Source organism: Priestia sp. AB (genome assembly GCF_028369225.1).
Classification (GTDB): domain Bacteria; phylum Bacillota; class Bacilli; order Bacillales; family Bacillaceae_H; genus Priestia; species Priestia megaterium.
Genome location: NZ_JAQMYN010000001.1, coordinates 1,067,719 through 1,083,022, shown reverse-complemented (window position 1 = coordinate 1,083,022; position 15,304 = coordinate 1,067,719). Strand labels below are relative to the sequence as shown.

The 15,304-nt window shown below is 34.3% G+C and carries 22 protein-coding genes and 3 pseudogenes; 10 read left to right on the top strand and 15 right to left on the bottom strand.

Annotated features, from left to right (window positions below; all coding sequences use genetic code 11):
• The 3 genes and pseudogenes from POF52_RS05650 to POF52_RS05640 all read right to left on the bottom strand — a co-directional run.
• A pseudogene (locus tag POF52_RS05650) lies at positions 1-417 on the bottom strand (DUF3231 family protein); the annotation flags it as partial.
• Between the two features lie 18 nt (positions 418-435).
• Positions 436-996: a DUF3231 family protein gene (locus POF52_RS05645; protein ID WP_271990578.1), complete on the bottom strand. Its 561-nt coding sequence runs from the start codon at positions 994-996 to the stop codon at positions 436-438.
• A 218-nt stretch (positions 997-1,214) separates the two neighbouring features.
• The gene (locus POF52_RS05640; protein WP_271990576.1) at positions 1,215-1,706 is read right to left on the bottom strand and encodes a general stress protein; all 492 of its coding nucleotides are present in this window, start codon (positions 1,704-1,706) and stop codon (positions 1,215-1,217) included.
• A gap of 211 nt (positions 1,707-1,917) precedes the next feature.
• Between POF52_RS05640 and POF52_RS05635 the strand changes: the two genes are divergently transcribed.
• Positions 1,918-2,145, top strand: a complete 228-nt coding sequence (locus POF52_RS05635) for a hypothetical protein (protein ID WP_271990574.1) — start codon at positions 1,918-1,920, stop codon at positions 2,143-2,145.
• Positions 2,146-2,157: 12 nt separating this feature from the next.
• Here POF52_RS05635 and POF52_RS05630 read toward each other — a convergent pair whose 3' ends face one another.
• Together POF52_RS05630 and POF52_RS05625 are read right to left on the bottom strand one after the other, a co-directional pair.
• Complete coding sequence (locus POF52_RS05630) at positions 2,158-2,544, bottom strand: hypothetical protein (protein WP_271990572.1); 387 nt, start codon at positions 2,542-2,544, stop codon at positions 2,158-2,160.
• 18 nt (positions 2,545-2,562) lie between these two features.
• On the bottom strand, positions 2,563-2,826 hold the full coding sequence (locus POF52_RS05625) for a DUF1292 domain-containing protein (protein ID WP_013084453.1): 264 nt from the start codon (positions 2,824-2,826) through the stop codon (positions 2,563-2,565).
• A 585-nt stretch (positions 2,827-3,411) separates the two neighbouring features.
• Between POF52_RS05625 and POF52_RS05620 the strand changes: the two genes are divergently transcribed.
• The 6 genes and pseudogenes from POF52_RS05620 (at position 3,412) to POF52_RS05600 (ending at position 6,843) form a co-directional block, all read left to right on the top strand.
• Positions 3,412-3,621, top strand: coding sequence for an alpha/beta-type small acid-soluble spore protein (locus POF52_RS05620; RefSeq protein WP_013058446.1), 210 nt, complete (start codon positions 3,412-3,414; stop codon positions 3,619-3,621).
• A gap of 332 nt (positions 3,622-3,953) precedes the next feature.
• A complete protein-coding gene (locus POF52_RS05615; protein WP_013058453.1) occupies positions 3,954-4,466 on the top strand; it encodes a DUF3231 family protein in 513 nt (170 codons plus the stop codon).
• A gap of 516 nt (positions 4,467-4,982) precedes the next feature.
• Positions 4,983-5,336, top strand: coding sequence for a CBO0543 family protein (locus POF52_RS31105; RefSeq protein ID WP_334314397.1), 354 nt, complete (start codon positions 4,983-4,985; stop codon positions 5,334-5,336).
• Positions 5,337-5,580: 244 nt separating this feature from the next.
• Positions 5,581-5,760, top strand: coding sequence for a hypothetical protein (locus POF52_RS05610; RefSeq protein WP_271990563.1), 180 nt, complete (start codon positions 5,581-5,583; stop codon positions 5,758-5,760).
• A 9-nt stretch (positions 5,761-5,769) separates the two neighbouring features.
• Positions 5,770-6,368 (top strand): annotated as a pseudogene (locus tag POF52_RS05605) (hypothetical protein).
• Positions 6,369-6,372: 4 nt separating this feature from the next.
• Positions 6,373-6,843 carry a hypothetical protein gene (locus POF52_RS05600; protein ID WP_271990560.1) on the top strand — a complete coding sequence of 157 codons (471 nt, stop codon included), beginning with the start codon at positions 6,373-6,375 and terminating at the stop codon, positions 6,841-6,843.
• Between the two features lie 208 nt (positions 6,844-7,051).
• On the opposite strand, the gene POF52_RS05595 is transcribed toward POF52_RS05600, so the two are convergent.
• From POF52_RS05595 to POF52_RS05560, 8 genes and pseudogenes are all read right to left on the bottom strand, one after another.
• Positions 7,052-7,570 carry a YfiT family bacillithiol transferase gene (locus POF52_RS05595; RefSeq protein ID WP_271990556.1) on the bottom strand — a complete coding sequence of 173 codons (519 nt, stop codon included), beginning with the start codon at positions 7,568-7,570 and terminating at the stop codon, positions 7,052-7,054.
• Between the two features lie 535 nt (positions 7,571-8,105).
• Complete coding sequence (locus POF52_RS05590; protein WP_178390240.1) at positions 8,106-8,273, bottom strand: hypothetical protein; 168 nt, start codon at positions 8,271-8,273, stop codon at positions 8,106-8,108.
• An 80-nt stretch (positions 8,274-8,353) separates the two neighbouring features.
• Positions 8,354-8,635 (bottom strand): DNA-binding protein, encoded by a 282-nt coding sequence (locus POF52_RS05585; protein ID WP_271990549.1) that lies wholly within the window; start codon positions 8,633-8,635, stop codon positions 8,354-8,356.
• Positions 8,636-8,694: 59 nt separating this feature from the next.
• Positions 8,695-8,880, bottom strand: coding sequence for a hypothetical protein (locus POF52_RS05580; protein ID WP_098621041.1), 186 nt, complete (start codon positions 8,878-8,880; stop codon positions 8,695-8,697).
• Positions 8,881-9,527: 647 nt separating this feature from the next.
• Positions 9,528-9,659, bottom strand: a pseudogene (locus tag POF52_RS05575) (DUF3267 domain-containing protein); the annotation flags it as partial.
• Positions 9,660-9,718: 59 nt separating this feature from the next.
• Positions 9,719-10,216, bottom strand: coding sequence for an ankyrin repeat domain-containing protein (locus tag POF52_RS05570; RefSeq protein WP_271990543.1), 498 nt, complete (start codon positions 10,214-10,216; stop codon positions 9,719-9,721).
• Positions 10,217-10,482: 266 nt separating this feature from the next.
• Entirely contained in the window at positions 10,483-11,052 is a 570-nt protein-coding gene (locus POF52_RS05565; protein WP_271990542.1) for an MEDS domain-containing protein, read from the bottom strand.
• 431 nt (positions 11,053-11,483) lie between these two features.
• A complete protein-coding gene (locus tag POF52_RS05560) occupies positions 11,484-12,065 on the bottom strand; it encodes a manganese efflux pump (protein WP_176583189.1) in 582 nt (193 codons plus the stop codon).
• Between the two features lie 119 nt (positions 12,066-12,184).
• Between POF52_RS05560 and POF52_RS05555 the strand changes: the two genes are divergently transcribed.
• A complete protein-coding gene (locus POF52_RS05555) occupies positions 12,185-12,826 on the top strand; it encodes a DUF1232 domain-containing protein (protein WP_271990539.1) in 642 nt (213 codons plus the stop codon).
• A 47-nt stretch (positions 12,827-12,873) separates the two neighbouring features.
• On the opposite strand, the gene POF52_RS05550 is transcribed toward POF52_RS05555, so the two are convergent.
• Positions 12,874-13,146 (bottom strand): DUF3973 domain-containing protein, encoded by a 273-nt coding sequence (locus POF52_RS05550; RefSeq protein WP_176583191.1) that lies wholly within the window; start codon positions 13,144-13,146, stop codon positions 12,874-12,876.
• A gap of 486 nt (positions 13,147-13,632) precedes the next feature.
• Entirely contained in the window at positions 13,633-14,205 is a 573-nt protein-coding gene (locus POF52_RS05545) for an NAD(P)H-dependent oxidoreductase (RefSeq protein WP_271990534.1), read from the bottom strand.
• A 119-nt stretch (positions 14,206-14,324) separates the two neighbouring features.
• Here POF52_RS05545 and POF52_RS05540 point away from each other — a divergent pair, with 119 nt between their 5' ends.
• Together POF52_RS05540 and POF52_RS05535 are read left to right on the top strand one after the other, a co-directional pair.
• Positions 14,325-14,702: a winged helix-turn-helix transcriptional regulator gene (locus POF52_RS05540; RefSeq protein ID WP_176583193.1), complete on the top strand. Its 378-nt coding sequence runs from the start codon at positions 14,325-14,327 to the stop codon at positions 14,700-14,702.
• A gap of 451 nt (positions 14,703-15,153) precedes the next feature.
• A complete protein-coding gene (locus tag POF52_RS05535; RefSeq protein WP_334314400.1) occupies positions 15,154-15,294 on the top strand; it encodes a YvrJ family protein in 141 nt (46 codons plus the stop codon).
• Positions 15,295-15,304: the final 10 nt, after the last annotated feature.

Genomic DNA, 15,304 nt, shown 5'->3' with positions numbered 1-15,304 from the left:
CTAATCATCTAACCTTTTACGGTCGTCTGCTTGGGGAGGCTGTTCCATCCACTGATTATCAATCATATCTTTCCCAATACGGCTATAAATCCACAAGCTATCTAAGGCCGCCTTTTCACAGTGTGCTGAAATATCAGCTCTCATACTTGCAATAAGAGCTGCGTTATAATAAGTAACTGCTACAGCAAAAAAGAAACCCGTTTGAAGAAGCATAAGCCGGTCTGAAAAAGGAGAAATATTGGAATTTGTAACCTCTGTTTCGCATGATTGAGGTAGATGAAGATTGTCTTTGGTTAATAGGGATGAAAATATGTCAATGTGCTTGTTTTTTACTTGCAGGCTTTTTTCTAATAATGCTCGTACGTTTTGATTTTTTGAAACTTGTGAAAAGCCGAGGATCATCGCTTTCGCAATAAATGTTTTGTTTAAATTAAATTAAGCATGCCCACTTTCAATTGTATTTATCGGTCTCTGTTTACCGAATACATCCGTTACATAGTTGTAGTGTTCAATCATTTCCACCTTATTAGGTGTTATGTAAGTAGGTGGTTGCTGATAAAGTTGTTTTGAAACAAGAAGGTCCTTAGCTTTTTTATAAATCTCCATCGCATCAAGGTTGCATTGATAATAAAAATCTACAATGTCTGGGCGTAAGGAAGTCGTAAATGATAAACTCATTTCATTATGTCCGTGTGTGCTCATCATATAAAGGGATTTAAGACATAAAACGTCCGTAAATAGAGGAGGAGCTTCTAAGTTTACGTCTTCTTCTGTAAATCCTTCAGGAATAGGAAACTTCTCTTTCTTAAATAATGCTTTTAAAGCATCTATGTGTTTAAGTGAATAGTGAAGAGCCGTTTGAAAAAGGCTATGTATCTCAGGATCTTGAATCGTGTGAAGCATATATTTATTTACACATACAGATAAAGTTTCACGGATATAGTGTATCCATAAATTTACAATTTCAGGAGATGTTAATCGATTCTTTTTTTGCAATTTTCCGTTCCTCCGTATCAACGCTCATTTTTTCTTAGCTTCCCCTCCTTTTAAGCTTTCATACAAGTTAGCTTTTCTTTTAATATTTCCGATAAAAAAAAAGAAAAAGCTGCTCAAATGAGCAGCTTTTAAAAAACACATACTTAATGAAAGATGAGGAATTGGGGTTCCTATGTTCTTAGTTTGCCCACAAACTCGAATTTTATTCTTCTTCCTACCTATTCATGCTTACGATGTTCTCCGTATAATGATTTATCATAAACGGAGTCACCCTTTGCAAAAGGAGAATCTTCTCTACTTCCTAAGAACTGATTTGTTTTTTTCTCTCTATTAGCTTTTACTAGCAATAATACTTTTCCTTTTTGCAGATCATCTGCATAAGGTCCTGCTTCTGTAAGAGGGACACCTAAGTTAATTAAACGCTTTTCTACTCTTGCTTTATCACTACGAATCTCTTTAGGGTGATCTGGTGAAAACATATGTTTAATTTTATCCATAATCGACTCATCCTGGTGATTTTGTGCTGTGGTTTCAACCTTCTTGACGTCAATTCCCTCTCTGCTTTCTACTCTCGAATAGTCCTCTTTATCGATATCTTTGCTGGTTACAAGAGAAAGGGCCTTCTCTTGAAAACCTTGTGTCTTTAAGTTTTGAATAGCGGTTACAATATCTTCTTCATTATCATACGTACCTATCACATTTTTTGTCATGAGCAGTTCCTCCTTCTAGTAAAAAAATGGTTTATATCAATTAATTCGTTTATGGTACTTGTAATACCCTGACCTCTTTTTCTAAAACATTCAAAAAATTAGACAATCATTGTTTAGATAGCCCTTACGGAAACGGCAGCACCAAAAGTCCGCAAAGTATTAAAAGCAATTCAACGAAGCTATGGAGCTTCATGAAAGGATCGCTCATTATATGATTGATAATGAAATGTATCCTGCCTATGCTATTAAAGGGCAAGTGTGGATTGACACCCCTATTGATTTCCATGCAAGACTTCGCTTTCCACGGGCGGGTGCTAGAAGCAACAAAACATATGAAACCTACGTTTACCATCATAATAAAAAGATCCGAACGATGAACCGTTCGGATCTTTTTAAAATACGTTCGTCCCAGCCTCTTTTTAAGGGAAGATTTAATTGAAAAAAATCAAGATTAATGATTGTTTTGTTTATATTCTGCATCAAACGAGTTTTCACCGGCATGGACAGACAGCAAGGTATCAGCATAGCCAACCAGCCTGTTGACAAGCTCATCTGCAATTGCATATACAAGAGGATGGGTTTCTCCTTTAAATAGCGCTGGATCATCTAAGATGACTGTAGTATTAATAAACACATCTCTATTACCATAAAGGTTATAATGAATCATCGCTTTTCCTGCAGCTCCACCTGTTCTTGGATCTTCATAACCTGGAAGAAATACGTACCATTCTTCTGCTGTAGCAGACCGGAAATTTTTCGTAAAGGTCATTCCGTTGATCACTTTTTCAATCTGCATTTTTTGCTCCAAATGAGCTGCATCTACAAGTCTCTCCTTCATAACGTACTCCTCATCATATTAGTGAAATTCTTCGTCAGCAGGCGTAGCCTCTACAGCAATTTGATAAGCATCTAAAATGGAGTCACGTTCCTCAGAATCAGTCAATCCAACAAGATATTGTTCACCCTTTTCATCTTCAACGCGCATCAACAGTACTTCTCCGTTCGATTGCAGCAAAGCGTAAGTCTGATTTCTCATATCAAATAAAGCCTCAACTGCATATTGTTTTTCAATACCTTTTTCATTTTCAATGGTTATAAAATCTCTTTCCCTACTCCTCACTTCTCGTTCACCTCCACTAAAAATCTTCCCGGTTACTTTACCCGTTCTTCTCTGCTTCTATAATTGTATAAAATGAAATTCAATAGCCACGGTTCATATGAAGTTTGGTTATGGATATAAGTTATTTATTCGTCTATTGGAGAGTGAAAATTTGAGAAATGATTAAAAAAATGTTTTTACGATATCGTGTTGTGAATGACATTCATGGCAATAACAATTAATTTCTAAAGCATCTTCTGTGAGAGTATGTATAGTTTCTTTTCTGCACTTTTTACAGTATTCTTTTCTCTGACGTGTCTTTGACAATATAACCTCTTCCTCTCTTGCATTTTTAATTTTATGTTTAGTATAAAAATAACCATTGATACGGTATTTAAAGAGGATTGCAACAGCAATTGCAATCCTCTTCTCACATGGCAACTTTTAGATAACAAGGAAATGAAACATCTAATCCCACTTTTTACAGTGTCGGTTGTTTCTAAAAACTAGTATGTCATCTGGATAAGAAAATAATCACCCATAAATTACCATGTATATACCTCTTGTCCCCTACGAAACTTAAGAAAAACAAGGAGGTGACACAACATGGCAAACAACAACAGCAGCAACAACAATGAGTTATTAGTATACGGTGCTGAACAAGCAATCGATCAAATGAAATATGAAATCGCTAGCGAATTTGGTGTAAACCTTGGTGCTGATACAACTGCACGTGCAAACGGATCAGTAGGTGGCGAAATTACAAAGCGTCTTGTGCAATTAGCTGAGCAACAACTTGGCGGCGGACGTTTCTAAGACAACTTTATAATATGATGGCTGAAGGAAGAGTGGGTCTCCACTCTTCCTTTTATTATGGACATTTTCTATTTATCGTCATAAGCAGAAAGCCACATAAAGCATGACAAAACAAAAAACTGCCAAAGAAGGCAGCTCTCTGTATAACAAGGGTATTGTGACTGATGCCCTTATAGGCATCTTGAATAGTATACGTAAAATAATGGACTGTATTCACCGATAAAATTCCTTTTTTATATCCAGAAGAATAATAAAACATGATATGGAGACGTTAAGCGTGTGCATAGTAAGAAAGGTGGCACATTATTATGAATATGTTAAGGAGGATAACAATGGGTATTTTAAGTGGAAATCCTACAGATGAACCGATGCATTACGGTGAAGTGTTTGGAACATGGTCGTTTCTTTCTGCTTCAAAAGGATTAGTAGCTGGTTATCAAACATTTCTAAATCATGTAGGTGACAAGGATCTACATAAGTTGGTACAAGAAACGATTGAACAATGTCAGCAGGAAATGAAAGGTGTAGAAAAGCTATTAAAAGAAAATGGAGTGGCTTTACCTCCAACTCCGCCTGAACGTCCAGAAGCTTGTTTAGATGATATTCCAGTAGGTGCACGTGTTCAAGACCCTGAAGTTGCTGCGGCTATTTCACTGGATATAGCTGCTGGTCTAGTTGCTTGCAGTCAACTGATTGGCCAATCTATTCGCGAAGATATTGCAGCAATGTTTGGTCAAATTCACATGCAAAAAGTAGCTCTTGGTGGAAAGTTTTTGCGACTTAACAAAGAAAAAGGCTGGTTAGTTCCACCACCTCTTCACAAGTCAAAAAACACGGATTGTTAATCGTAAAATTCGTATAAAACGTGAAGATTTCACATTAAGTCAACCCCACAGCACGCTATAAGAAGGAACTGCTGATTCATTCCACATTAGCAGTTCTTTCTCGAATAAAGAGCACTAATGAGAGCAAACTACTCAAGATGCAGTAGAGCATTATCAATATAATAACATCTATATTTCAACGACTAGGAAAACTACTGCATAGGAGCAGTAGTTTTTTCCGTTTTTATTATGTTGTATAGAATATAAAAAGGCAGTGGAAATAATGTACGTTTGTACGCAGTACCAAATTAATTCTGGAATACATGATAGTCTTTTAAGAGAAACTACTAACAATATACAAAAAGATACTTCCAGTATAGTTAAGGAGATAAAACCAATTGAATAATAAATTTGAAAAACGTCTTTTAAGGGTTCTCTTTATTTTAACTCTATCGGGTTTGCCTTTTTTATTAAGAAAGCCTCCTGTGAAAGACTCAATATTGACTTTTCTTCTTAACGGGTACACCAACGGGATAGTTGACAGATTTGTTATTACTCATAAGCTCATTAAATATCCCAGTATGCTATTTTCGAAAAGAGTTTAAGATACATGTTCTATTCGACTTTTTGCTATATCCAACTGTCTCCGTTATCATCAACAAACTAACAAAAAGCGATAAACCCTTAGTTATCCTATATAAAATTATTTTATTCATCTCTCCAATGTTTTTAATCGAACTCTGGGCAGAAAAAAAGACAAATTTAATTAGATGGAGAAGACCTTGGAAATGGTATCATACTTTACTTAGTCTTACAGTCAAATCAGTATTAAACAGGTTAATGATCGGAGCTATAAGAGCATTAGATGAAAAAGTAGAAAAGAGTTCTTGATTCATGAAATAAAAACTAAATTGAAGATATTTCTATATCTTGAACAAATGAGTTAAGACGCCGTGAAGCATCTAACCACCTCTTTATGGAAAAATAAAGAGCTTTTTCTCGTCAAAGAACCCTTCATTTTGATAAAGATTAGGTGTATCTCAATGAACTGCATAAAATAAATAAACAAGACCATATTAAATATGGATGATAGGTATAAAAAGTATATTTTCTTCCAATCCATAGGAGAATACAAATGAATAATTACAAAAATGATAATACTGCAAGACGCTATATTGCTCATGTCAGTATATTTGGAACCACTCAAATCCATTTAAGAAACCCCTATATTATCGCTTGGTGGTCAGCAGCTTTCCCTGGTTTTGGACATTTACTACTGTCTAAATACCTTCGCGGCTTTGTGTTATTTATATGAGAAGTCGTCATAAATATTAAATCCATGTAAATTTAGCCATGATTTATTCTTTCCAAGGAAACATTGATATGGCCAAAGACGTGCTTAATACAAGATGGCTTCTTATTTATATTCCTGTTTATATTTTTGCGATATGGGATAGTTACCGGACAACCGTTGATGTAAATAAAATATATGTGTTAGCTGAACGAGAAAACCATCAGTTCAACACCTTTAGTATAGGAGCCATGGAAATAAACTATTTAGATAAACGGAATCCCATCCTGTCCGTTTTCTGGTCCTTGGTAATGCCAGGTCTAGGACAACCCTATATTCACCGCATCATCGGTGCTTTCTTTGTTATCATTTGGGCAGTTGTTTTCTTTTATTATTCTCACTTGCTTGAAGGAATTTCTCTTCTATTTTTAGGAGAAATAAAACAGGCTACTTCCGTTTTAAATAAAGAATGGCTGTTATTTTTCCCTTCCCTATATGGTTTTGCTACCTTCGACTCTTATATAAATACGGTTGAGAATAATAAACTTGCTGAAAGAGTGCAAAAAAATTTCTTCGAGAAAACATATCAACATCCAAGCTTTTGTATTTCGAAAGGAAAAAAGGTGGAGTGAAAACATGCAGGTCTTTTCTACATTTGAATACTCCAGTTACATAGAATTAGCTGTTTCAGAGCTAGAAAAAAAAGGGATAAAGAAAGAAGATATATTTATTGTCCCCCTTAATAATCGAACGGAAGATCGCCGGCTTTTTGATAGCCTTCATCGAGCAGATGGAGTTTCTCTTATTGATCTAGGAATGGCTCTAGCCACAGCCTTTTCAGTCATTGGTGCAAGCATTGGGTTTAAACTAAGCTGGGGCCCCATCTACTGGGGAATAATTAGTGCTTTTATCGGATTTATCTTAGGACTAGGAATTAAACTATTTATGTTTAAAGTAATCAGGAAAAACCAACGGCTTTTACGCGGCAAACATTCGGAAGTCATACTCATTGTTGATTGTGGTGCGGTGGACGCCGGAGTGGTTGAACAAACTTTGTGGAAAAACCTTGCCTTAGGTGTTTCAAAAGTCAGATCTGATGGCTTATAAAAATAAGTCATCACCGTACAAGATAATGGCTATATACAGGGTGAATGAATTACTATTCAGAATTAGAGATAACTTCCTTAACACATTGAGGGAGTTTTTCTGTTTTTAAGCTTTATACTCTTTAGTTAGTATAAGGTCATTTATTAGAACCAAAAAAGCTTTTAAAAAGAGCTTTTTTGGTTCTAACATATGTTAATTAAATGCCATTCTACCAACCTCTTTGATTTCTTAATGTCGTAATATGAGCAACGTGATGCTTTCCATGCCAAGCGTAAGTAGCTATTAATTGTTCAATCATGACTTCCCCGTTTTCAGGATGGTGGATCATTTTCTTCAAATCTTTTTCATCAAGTGAGTTTAACAATTTATGAAGCCGCTTATGTAAAGCTGAAAAAAGTTGGAGAGAAACTTCTATAGGTAAATCATTATCAGGAAGATTCGACCAAGCCACTTCATCATATGCTTTAATAGTAGGCGCTTGCTCTGTTAAGCCTAATTTAAAACGAGTATAAGCATTTATATGTGAATCAGCTAAATGATGAACAACTTGACTTAATTTCCAACCGCCTTCTCGGTAAGGCGTGGCTAATTGCTCGTTTGTCAGACCTTCTACAGCATCAGCTAATTGCTTTGGTGCATCTCCAATGTCATGAATCCACCCTTGAATATCTTCTTTTTGAATATTTTCTTTCACGGTAAATTTCCCAATAGGATATTGATTAAACATATTTCTTCCTCTCTTTCTATTTTTATTAATATCTATTATATCAATTTTAACTATAAATAAATTTAAATATTCAGAATTAAATATAGGTGAAAAATTATAATTTATAAATATGGTATGTACTTTCAGTTACCATCATGTACCTTCTCCGCAGTACAAAGACCTGCCTTTGCTATAATTCATGATAATCCCCCCTAAATTAGGCCGCTTTTAATTAAAACAATAAACATATAGATAAACTTGCCGTAAAATTAAGTTGAGGTGAGTAAATTGAGCAGTGATTATAAAAGCTATTTCTACAAAAAGTTCTTTTTAATATATTTTATTACCGTTTTCTTATTTATTAGTGTTGATATTATAGAATCAGGAAGAATTACACTTTTTTCTTTTGAAGACAGCTGGAATTTCATTTTGTATCAAACTGGTTTTTGTTTAATTTCTATTGGCTTTTTTAGCGCATTCATTACAAACTTATTATGGAAAATAAAAAGAGTTAAATAAATACGTCATAGACCCCTACAGAAATAAAAAACGACTTTCAGCGATGAGAAGATCCTTTTTGGATATTTGCTTTAAGCGCTTGTAATCTTGATTGAGAATCATTGGTTTGTCTAATTACTTTTTCCACGATGTATTGATATCCATGTAAAACAACGGCTAAAACCGTAGTCATCCCCCAGTACATGCTTGGCGACATCTTTTTCATTTTAAATGTGACGTTGGCATTAGAATCCAATCTTCAAAAAAGAAGCATCTAGCCTTTAAAGACTAAATGCTTCCTCTCCTTTACACCTTATAAATTTCATTAGACGACAGCCAGTCAATGAATTGATGATACGGATAATAGGTAGTCCCTTTCAGCTCTATCTTTGGAGCTCCGGGATATTTAGTTAACAGTTCTTCAATTTCACCTTTGCTTAAGTGAAAGTGATAGTGTAGATCTTTTTCTTTAATCAAATAAGGGTATTTTGATTTTCTTTGAGGTTTGCTGAAATTCTTTAAACCATCGCCTATAAAATAACCAAGGGCAGCCAATCCTAACGCTAACCAAAAAAAGTTCATTTCCAAAGCAGGATACCCCCAAACATACTCATAAAATAAATTTGAGACCTTACTCTATAAGATCTCTACAGATGAGCCAGCTTTTCATCAGCTATAAACTTCATAAGTATACCTGCCCCTGAAATATTTAATACGATGCTGCTACCTAAAATAACACCATATAATAACCCAGCTATATGTAATGTTAAAGCTAAAACCAAAAAGACTGTTCCTGTACCGACTAAAAGTAATCCCAAGCTTCGATTGTTCATCTATTTCACCACCAAAAAAGTAGATATAGTTATATTTTAACATAATTATATTTATTTTACTGATTAAAGAGCCTTTCTATTTATATGCTGTATACAACATATAAAGCTAGTCACTCTAATACTAAAAAAGAAGGAGAAGCTAAGCCGCGTTAGTTCCCCCCTCTTTTTGTATCTCCAGTTTTCATTAAGAACCCTGCGGATATAATACAGGCAGCAGATAAAAGTAACCCTGTTAATCCCTGTTTTAAAACAAACCCAAAGATTGTGATAGAAAATGATCCTAAAAAGAACATCAATTTGACTAAAACATTTCTATTGCTCATTTATATAATCGTCTCAATTCTATATACAAATAATATATAAAGTTACTGGCGCTGTTCTCTTTGCCCAGCAATCCAAGCTAACGCTAAAATAGAAACAGTTACAGCTACTGCAGTCAACATAACTATATTCACCTCTTCTTCCTTATAATTACATTATAACATAGCCATAGAGTAGTATTTTAACAGAGATATGTTATAGGAAGCTAACTAGTATAAAACCGATTATCAACACAAAAAGAGCACCTAATTACTACAGGTGCTTTTCTTATAGGTAGTAATACAAATAAACCAATCTACTACTATTTTACGTGATAATAACCTCTGCAAAATAATCTGAAGTAAATATACAAACTTCATATAGTGTTTTCGATACCACGTATTCTGGATAAAAGGCGTCCATTCAGAAAAGTTCATGCTTATTTGTGGCAAGTGGCGAAACCAAATGATGATAGGCATTCCCTCTCCTTCATGTAAACTTCCGCTAATTTCATTAATATAAAATCTCCTACTCTATATTAAGCTTTATTATTTAAACACTGAGTAAGTAAATGAACTGCACTGTCTTGTTTTTTCTCTATTGCAATCTCTAACGGCGTTTTACCATCATCTTTTTGCATCTTGATATCTGCACCTTTTTCTATAAGAAGTTTAATCATATTTTTATCTCCTAGCAGCGAGGCCTCATGAAGACTAGTCCATCCACCGCTTTGTTTTGCATTTACATCTGCGCCTTTTGTAAGCAACAAGTCTACAGCTTGAATTTGCTTATTTGCTACTGCTGCATGAAGAGGCATGTTTTCATTCGGGTTTTTAGCTTTAGCATCAATATCCGCCCCCAATGACAACAATAACTTGGCGCTATCCACTTGCCCAAAATAACAAGCTAAATGTAAAGGCGTCCACCCATCTGAATTAAAAGCGTTAAGTAAAGATGGCTCTTTATTTAATAACGCTTTTATCTCTTCACTCTCTCCATTCACCGCCGCATTTGTTATTTGATCAATATATTCCATTTTACATCCTCCTAATATATAGAAATACCTTGATTATATTTCCATTTTATCATAGGTTAGTGAATAAACACGACATACAAACTTAGGTATATAAGTAAGAAGGACGATAAGGAATAGAGATTTTAATTGAAAGTTCACACTAGATATAAAGATAAAAGATATATATCCTCTCTAAAAACAATAAATAAGGAGCCTTAAATAAGGCTCCTTGTTTGTTCACCATTTACCTTTTGCTTTTTAAAAGTAACGCTCAATCACACTATTACTTACACTGCATCTGTCATTACATATAAATTGGATGGAATAATTTTGTTTTCTAAAATTAAGTATGGATGACACTTCATTAAAGCAAGTTTAAGAACTTCTGGTACTCTCTCTTCATCATACGCGCATACTAAATGTAATCCGCCTTTATTTACTAATTTGTCGGCTTCATTTTCAAACTCTTCTAAAATAGGTATAATTCCTTCTTGCTGTCCCCATTCGACATGAGCCCATATTTGAAAAGCCGTATTGTTTTTATAAAAAGGATCTAAGTGTTTAGAGAGATGTTCAAAAATGATGGCAGGCTGAAAGCTTCCACTTGAACAGTAATAATCAAAATTATTAATAGTATGTATATATGTTAATTGGTCTTCAGTTAGAATTCCCTCTAACTTTTCAAAAATTAATGGAATTAATCTTTCACTTTCTATAACTAACGTATGCCTCTCCTGTTCAATTCCCGACACAATATAAGACACAAGATTATCTAAGTAACTTCTCATGTCGTCAATATTATAGTAAATATGAACGCTTTCATTATTCTGTATTAATTGAGCAAACTGATTTTTCAAGTGTGTACGCTCCCTTATATAAAATCAACCTAAATTTCAAGAATCTTAAACTAGTAAATTGTCTATTCGTGAGAACAATTTTACGCTTTGTATTCTTGTCTTTCAAAACTGGATGTTCCCAGCTTTATTTTAGGGTGTACAGCTGGTTTTTAGAATAGTGTATCTATATTGATTGCAAACGAGATAACAGTTGCGACAGTTATTCTGGCGCTTTGACTAAATAATACTATACCCTTCTCAAATACGATTAAAACTTAATAAGAAAGAATGAAAGAATGAAGTTTTCTTACCCCTTCATTAAATAAATTCTTATGTAGCATTGATAAGAGTATTAATCATCTATTTTTTAGTTTGTATAACCTATGGAAAACTAGTTACTACAAAACACACAAAAAAAACACCACTTGCTTTAGTAAGTGGCGCCTTTTCTTTTAAAATATTTGAGTAAAGGCTACAATTAAAATCGTAATTCCGCTTATTAACGTTCCGCATTGACTCAATGTAAATTTCCCAATTTGAACATTTGCGGCTTTTTGCCCCACCATTACCCCTAGCCATACTGTGATAAAACTGCCAAATGCTGATGTAAGCGAAATAGCTAAAGGTGATAACCCAAGCAAACCAGCTCCTAGACCGTTTGTAAGTGCGTTCGCTGAAAGTGCTACACCTAAAACACTGCTTTCTATCCATCCAATAGAGTGTACTTTTACTTGACCCGTACTATCTAATTGATCAATTCCGTTATTTCTCTGGGAGCCGACTAATAAAATAATTCGAATCCCAATTAGCGTTAATAATACGACGGCTACAATAACATGGAAAACTCCTGGTAAGATGGTTGAAATCCACCTACCAAACGTAATTCCCACCATGCTAAAGAGGAAACAAATAGCCGCTATCAGTAAATTAGAAAGCCATTTTATCCTTACCTTTCGAACTCCGTATGATATTCCTACACCGAAGTTATCTATACTCGATGATAATGCAAAACCTAATATGAATAACCATTCCATTTTGTATTCTCCTTTTGTTGATAATGTTGAGGAGATTTGCTTATTTGTTGCATATATTGTTGATAAACCTTCAATAAAATAATCACTGCGCGTTGAAAAATATGAAGAGGTGAATCGCTATGTCTAAGATCCAACATGACCAAAGCCTTGGTTTGTTATTAAGGTCTTTATTAAAGGAAAATGCTTTATCTATGCGGAAACTTAGCTCACTTACGGGGATTGATGCGGCAACTATCTCACGGATTATAAATGGAAAACAGCAAGCAAATCTACACCATTTAAAACAATTTGCACACTATTTAAATACTCCTCTTGAAGCATTAATTGACCCTGCTGGAGCTGCTTCAAACAATACAAAAAATGAATTAGAAACAGGAATCCATTACTCCATTGATAAAATTCAAGAAATACTTAAATCTTTTAATATAGTAGATACAAACTTTACGATTGAACGTGTCGAACAAGAACTAACAAAATATAAACAATATGCACAGACAGACGAAGGACACAGCATGATTCTAAATAACTTTCAAACCAAAATAGAGCAAGTCGGCAGCGTTGGAACCTTTATTGATCAATTAAAGCAAATGTATCTTGAATATTGTGATGAAAAAACATCAGCTGCCAAGCGCTCAATATTGGGAAGTGGGCTATTGTATTTTATTTTGCCTACCGATATTATTCCAGACTATGTCTTTCCAATCGGCTATTTAGACGATGCAATAGCTGTACAACTGGTAATGAATCAACTTGCGGAATAACAATGGATTTCTATTAAATGAAATGAACGCGGCATACCGCTCTCTATTTATTGTGAAAATGGAACTTTTTCTTGATCATGACGATGAGCAGGTACATATTCTATTGCTTTCTTTAATTTAGATACTTCCTTTGGCACAATCTTTTTGATGATTTTTTCTTTTTTACATGGTTTGCACGGCTCATGGTTACACTTATGTGCACACATACCTAAAGGGATTTTCTCTCCTAAAAATGGATCTATATAAAATCCATTTTCAAACAGCTTACTCTTAATAACATTTTCATTTTGCAATCTGCAGCAAGTAACGCAATAGTACATTCGTTTTCCACTCTCTTTCTTATATTTGATTTTGAAACATCTTATGAGAACTGATCAACAGAAGTGCTTGTTCTTATATTAAAAGTTGAAAAAATCTCAACAGGCGTTGAAGAATACTCAACACACCTCAATCTAGCATCATACTTGGGTTAATGACCGTACTATTTAGCTTATGGAGCTTGAACTCTAAATCAAAACTAAAAGCTGTTAGTTAAAGAACGAATAATATTCCACTTTTTGCTTAAACTACTCAAGATACCGCAACGTATCTACTATGTGAGAATAATTCTCCTAGCAGAAAAGCTCCCTACGGAAATAGGGAGTTTTTTATGCGTTAAAAAAAGTGATGATTAATTTTATCTTCAACTTTTTTTACATATCTTTATACGTGTCATCCTCAAGATATTCAATACTTCTAAATAGTAAATGATCTAACGTCTCATTTCCCATAAAATCAAATATTCTATAAAGTTAGTTCCTCACACATTATTCAGCTAGCTGTTTTAAATAGTTACGAAGGCGAATTTTCGGATTTAATTCTGTATTTGTAATATGTTTTACATAGCGAATTGAACTTTGAATAATATCATAGTCACTGATTTTATTTGCACGATACTCGACAAAAGGAGGAAGATAGCTCATCCCAACTAAACTAGCAGATGCTTGGAACGGCTTTGTTAATTCGCTTACTGAAAATAAATTATACCCGCCCGCTTGATAAGAATGTTCAGGTGAACCGATAGAAATAGCCAATACCCACTCCTTTCCTGTCAGCTTCGTTCCGCCAGGGCCATGAGCCCACCCAAAGGTAAACACTTCATCAAACCACTGTTTTAAAAGTGGCGGGCTGCTGTACCAGTATAATGGAAACTGAAAAACAATACGATCATGGGCAAGAAGCAGCTGCTGTTCAACTTTCACATCAATGGGTTGATCACAATATGTTTCATAAAGGTCATGAACTGTTAGATCCGTTTCATTCAAAACTGATTCCTTCCACTTTTTATTTACTCGGGAAGATTCAATATTTGGATGTGCAATGAGTACTAATGTTTTCATATATAGACCTCCTTGTTATTTTTGGTATGATTATATTGTATATTTTGTAATATATTAGAGAAAGTACGCACATTAATTAAACATAGTATAAAACTGTATACTACAGGGAGTGAAAATGAATGAGAAACCAAAAAATAGGATTTGATTACCCCCCCACTAAAGTCGGATGCCCGGTCGAAACCACATTAGACGTAATAGGAGGAAAATGGAAAGGGATTATACTTTATCACCTTATCGATGGAAAGAAACGTTTTAATGAGTTCCGAAAACTGTATCCTGCCATTACACAGCGGATGCTGACCTTGCAATTAAGAGAATTAGAAAAGGACGGGATTGTCCACCGTGAGATCTATAAAGAAATTCCTCCAAAAGTAGAGTACTCCCTAACCGAATTTGGAAGATCTCTCGAACCAATCATTTTACTTATGAAAGACTGGGGAGAAACGCATAAGAATAGAATTATTAGTGCGAGAACAGTAGAAAAAGAAGAAATTTAAACATGGAATATATTAATTAATAGATTAGTGTATTTGAGGTATGGCCTATACCCGAGTAGAGTAGGTAACGCAATATAAGCTCTCGATAGAAATAGAAAGCAGACCTTTATTTAAAGATCTGCTTCTTTTCTTTAACAAAAACTAAATATGTCCCCGCTATGAATATGATGCCCAAACCTATAAAAACTAACCAGTACGTTAAAGGGAAGCTAGATGAAACTGTCATAACGCAAGTAGTATTTACATTTAAAAACATGTTAAAGTCTAGTAGTCATTTATAGTGAGATACATACAAATGAACCCTTACAAAAAAGCAGCCTCGCTTGCCAATGCCGAGGCTGCTTTTTCTTATTTTTTAAGGACTTTTATCTTGAAAATGGACATATGCCCTGCGAACAAATACTTAGAAATTACATATTATAATATATCTTCTAAGTGAAAGAGGTATGCTATTATAGAAAACTTAGTTAGCTATATTAAAGATTTAGGCTTTCCAATTGCCCTATCTTTTTACTTACTTGTTCGCATTGAAAGCAAATTAGATAGAATTACAGAGCTGCTTCAAGTTCTTATTGAAAAAAAGGACAAGTAATAAGCAGACT

Bases quoted from the DNA above. Each gene is read 5' to 3' on its own strand.
- POF52_RS05615 (WP_013058453.1), top strand. From the start codon at position 3,954: ATGGGTATTTTAAGTGGAAATCCTACAGATGAACCGATGCATTACGGT.
- POF52_RS05600 (WP_271990560.1), top strand. From the start codon at position 6,373: ATGCAGGTCTTTTCTACATTTGAATACTCCAGTTACATAGAATTAGCT.
- POF52_RS05590 (WP_178390240.1), bottom strand. From the start codon at position 8,273: ATGAAAAAGATGTCGCCAAGCATGTACTGGGGGATGACTACGGTTTTA.
- POF52_RS05540 (WP_176583193.1), top strand. From the start codon at position 14,325: ATGAGAAACCAAAAAATAGGATTTGATTACCCCCCCACTAAAGTCGGA.
- POF52_RS05545 (WP_271990534.1), bottom strand. From the start codon at position 14,205: ATGAAAACATTAGTACTCATTGCACATCCAAATATTGAATCTTCCCGA.
- POF52_RS05555 (WP_271990539.1), top strand. From the start codon at position 12,185: ATGTCTAAGATCCAACATGACCAAAGCCTTGGTTTGTTATTAAGGTCT.
- POF52_RS05635 (WP_271990574.1), top strand. From the start codon at position 1,918: ATGATTGATAATGAAATGTATCCTGCCTATGCTATTAAAGGGCAAGTG.
- POF52_RS05620 (WP_013058446.1), top strand. From the start codon at position 3,412: ATGGCAAACAACAACAGCAGCAACAACAATGAGTTATTAGTATACGGT.
- POF52_RS05595 (WP_271990556.1), bottom strand. From the start codon at position 7,570: ATGTTTAATCAATATCCTATTGGGAAATTTACCGTGAAAGAAAATATT.
- POF52_RS05580 (WP_098621041.1), bottom strand. From the start codon at position 8,880: ATGAACAATCGAAGCTTGGGATTACTTTTAGTCGGTACAGGAACAGTC.
- POF52_RS05630 (WP_271990572.1), bottom strand. From the start codon at position 2,544: ATGAAGGAGAGACTTGTAGATGCAGCTCATTTGGAGCAAAAAATGCAG.
- POF52_RS05560 (WP_176583189.1), bottom strand. From the start codon at position 12,065: ATGGAATGGTTATTCATATTAGGTTTTGCATTATCATCGAGTATAGAT.
- POF52_RS05550 (WP_176583191.1), bottom strand. From the start codon at position 13,146: ATGTACTATTGCGTTACTTGCTGCAGATTGCAAAATGAAAATGTTATT.
- POF52_RS05610 (WP_271990563.1), top strand. From the start codon at position 5,581: ATGAATAATTACAAAAATGATAATACTGCAAGACGCTATATTGCTCAT.
- POF52_RS05570 (WP_271990543.1), bottom strand. From the start codon at position 10,216: ATGGAATATATTGATCAAATAACAAATGCGGCGGTGAATGGAGAGAGT.
- POF52_RS05640 (WP_271990576.1), bottom strand. From the start codon at position 1,706: ATGACAAAAAATGTGATAGGTACGTATGATAATGAAGAAGATATTGTA.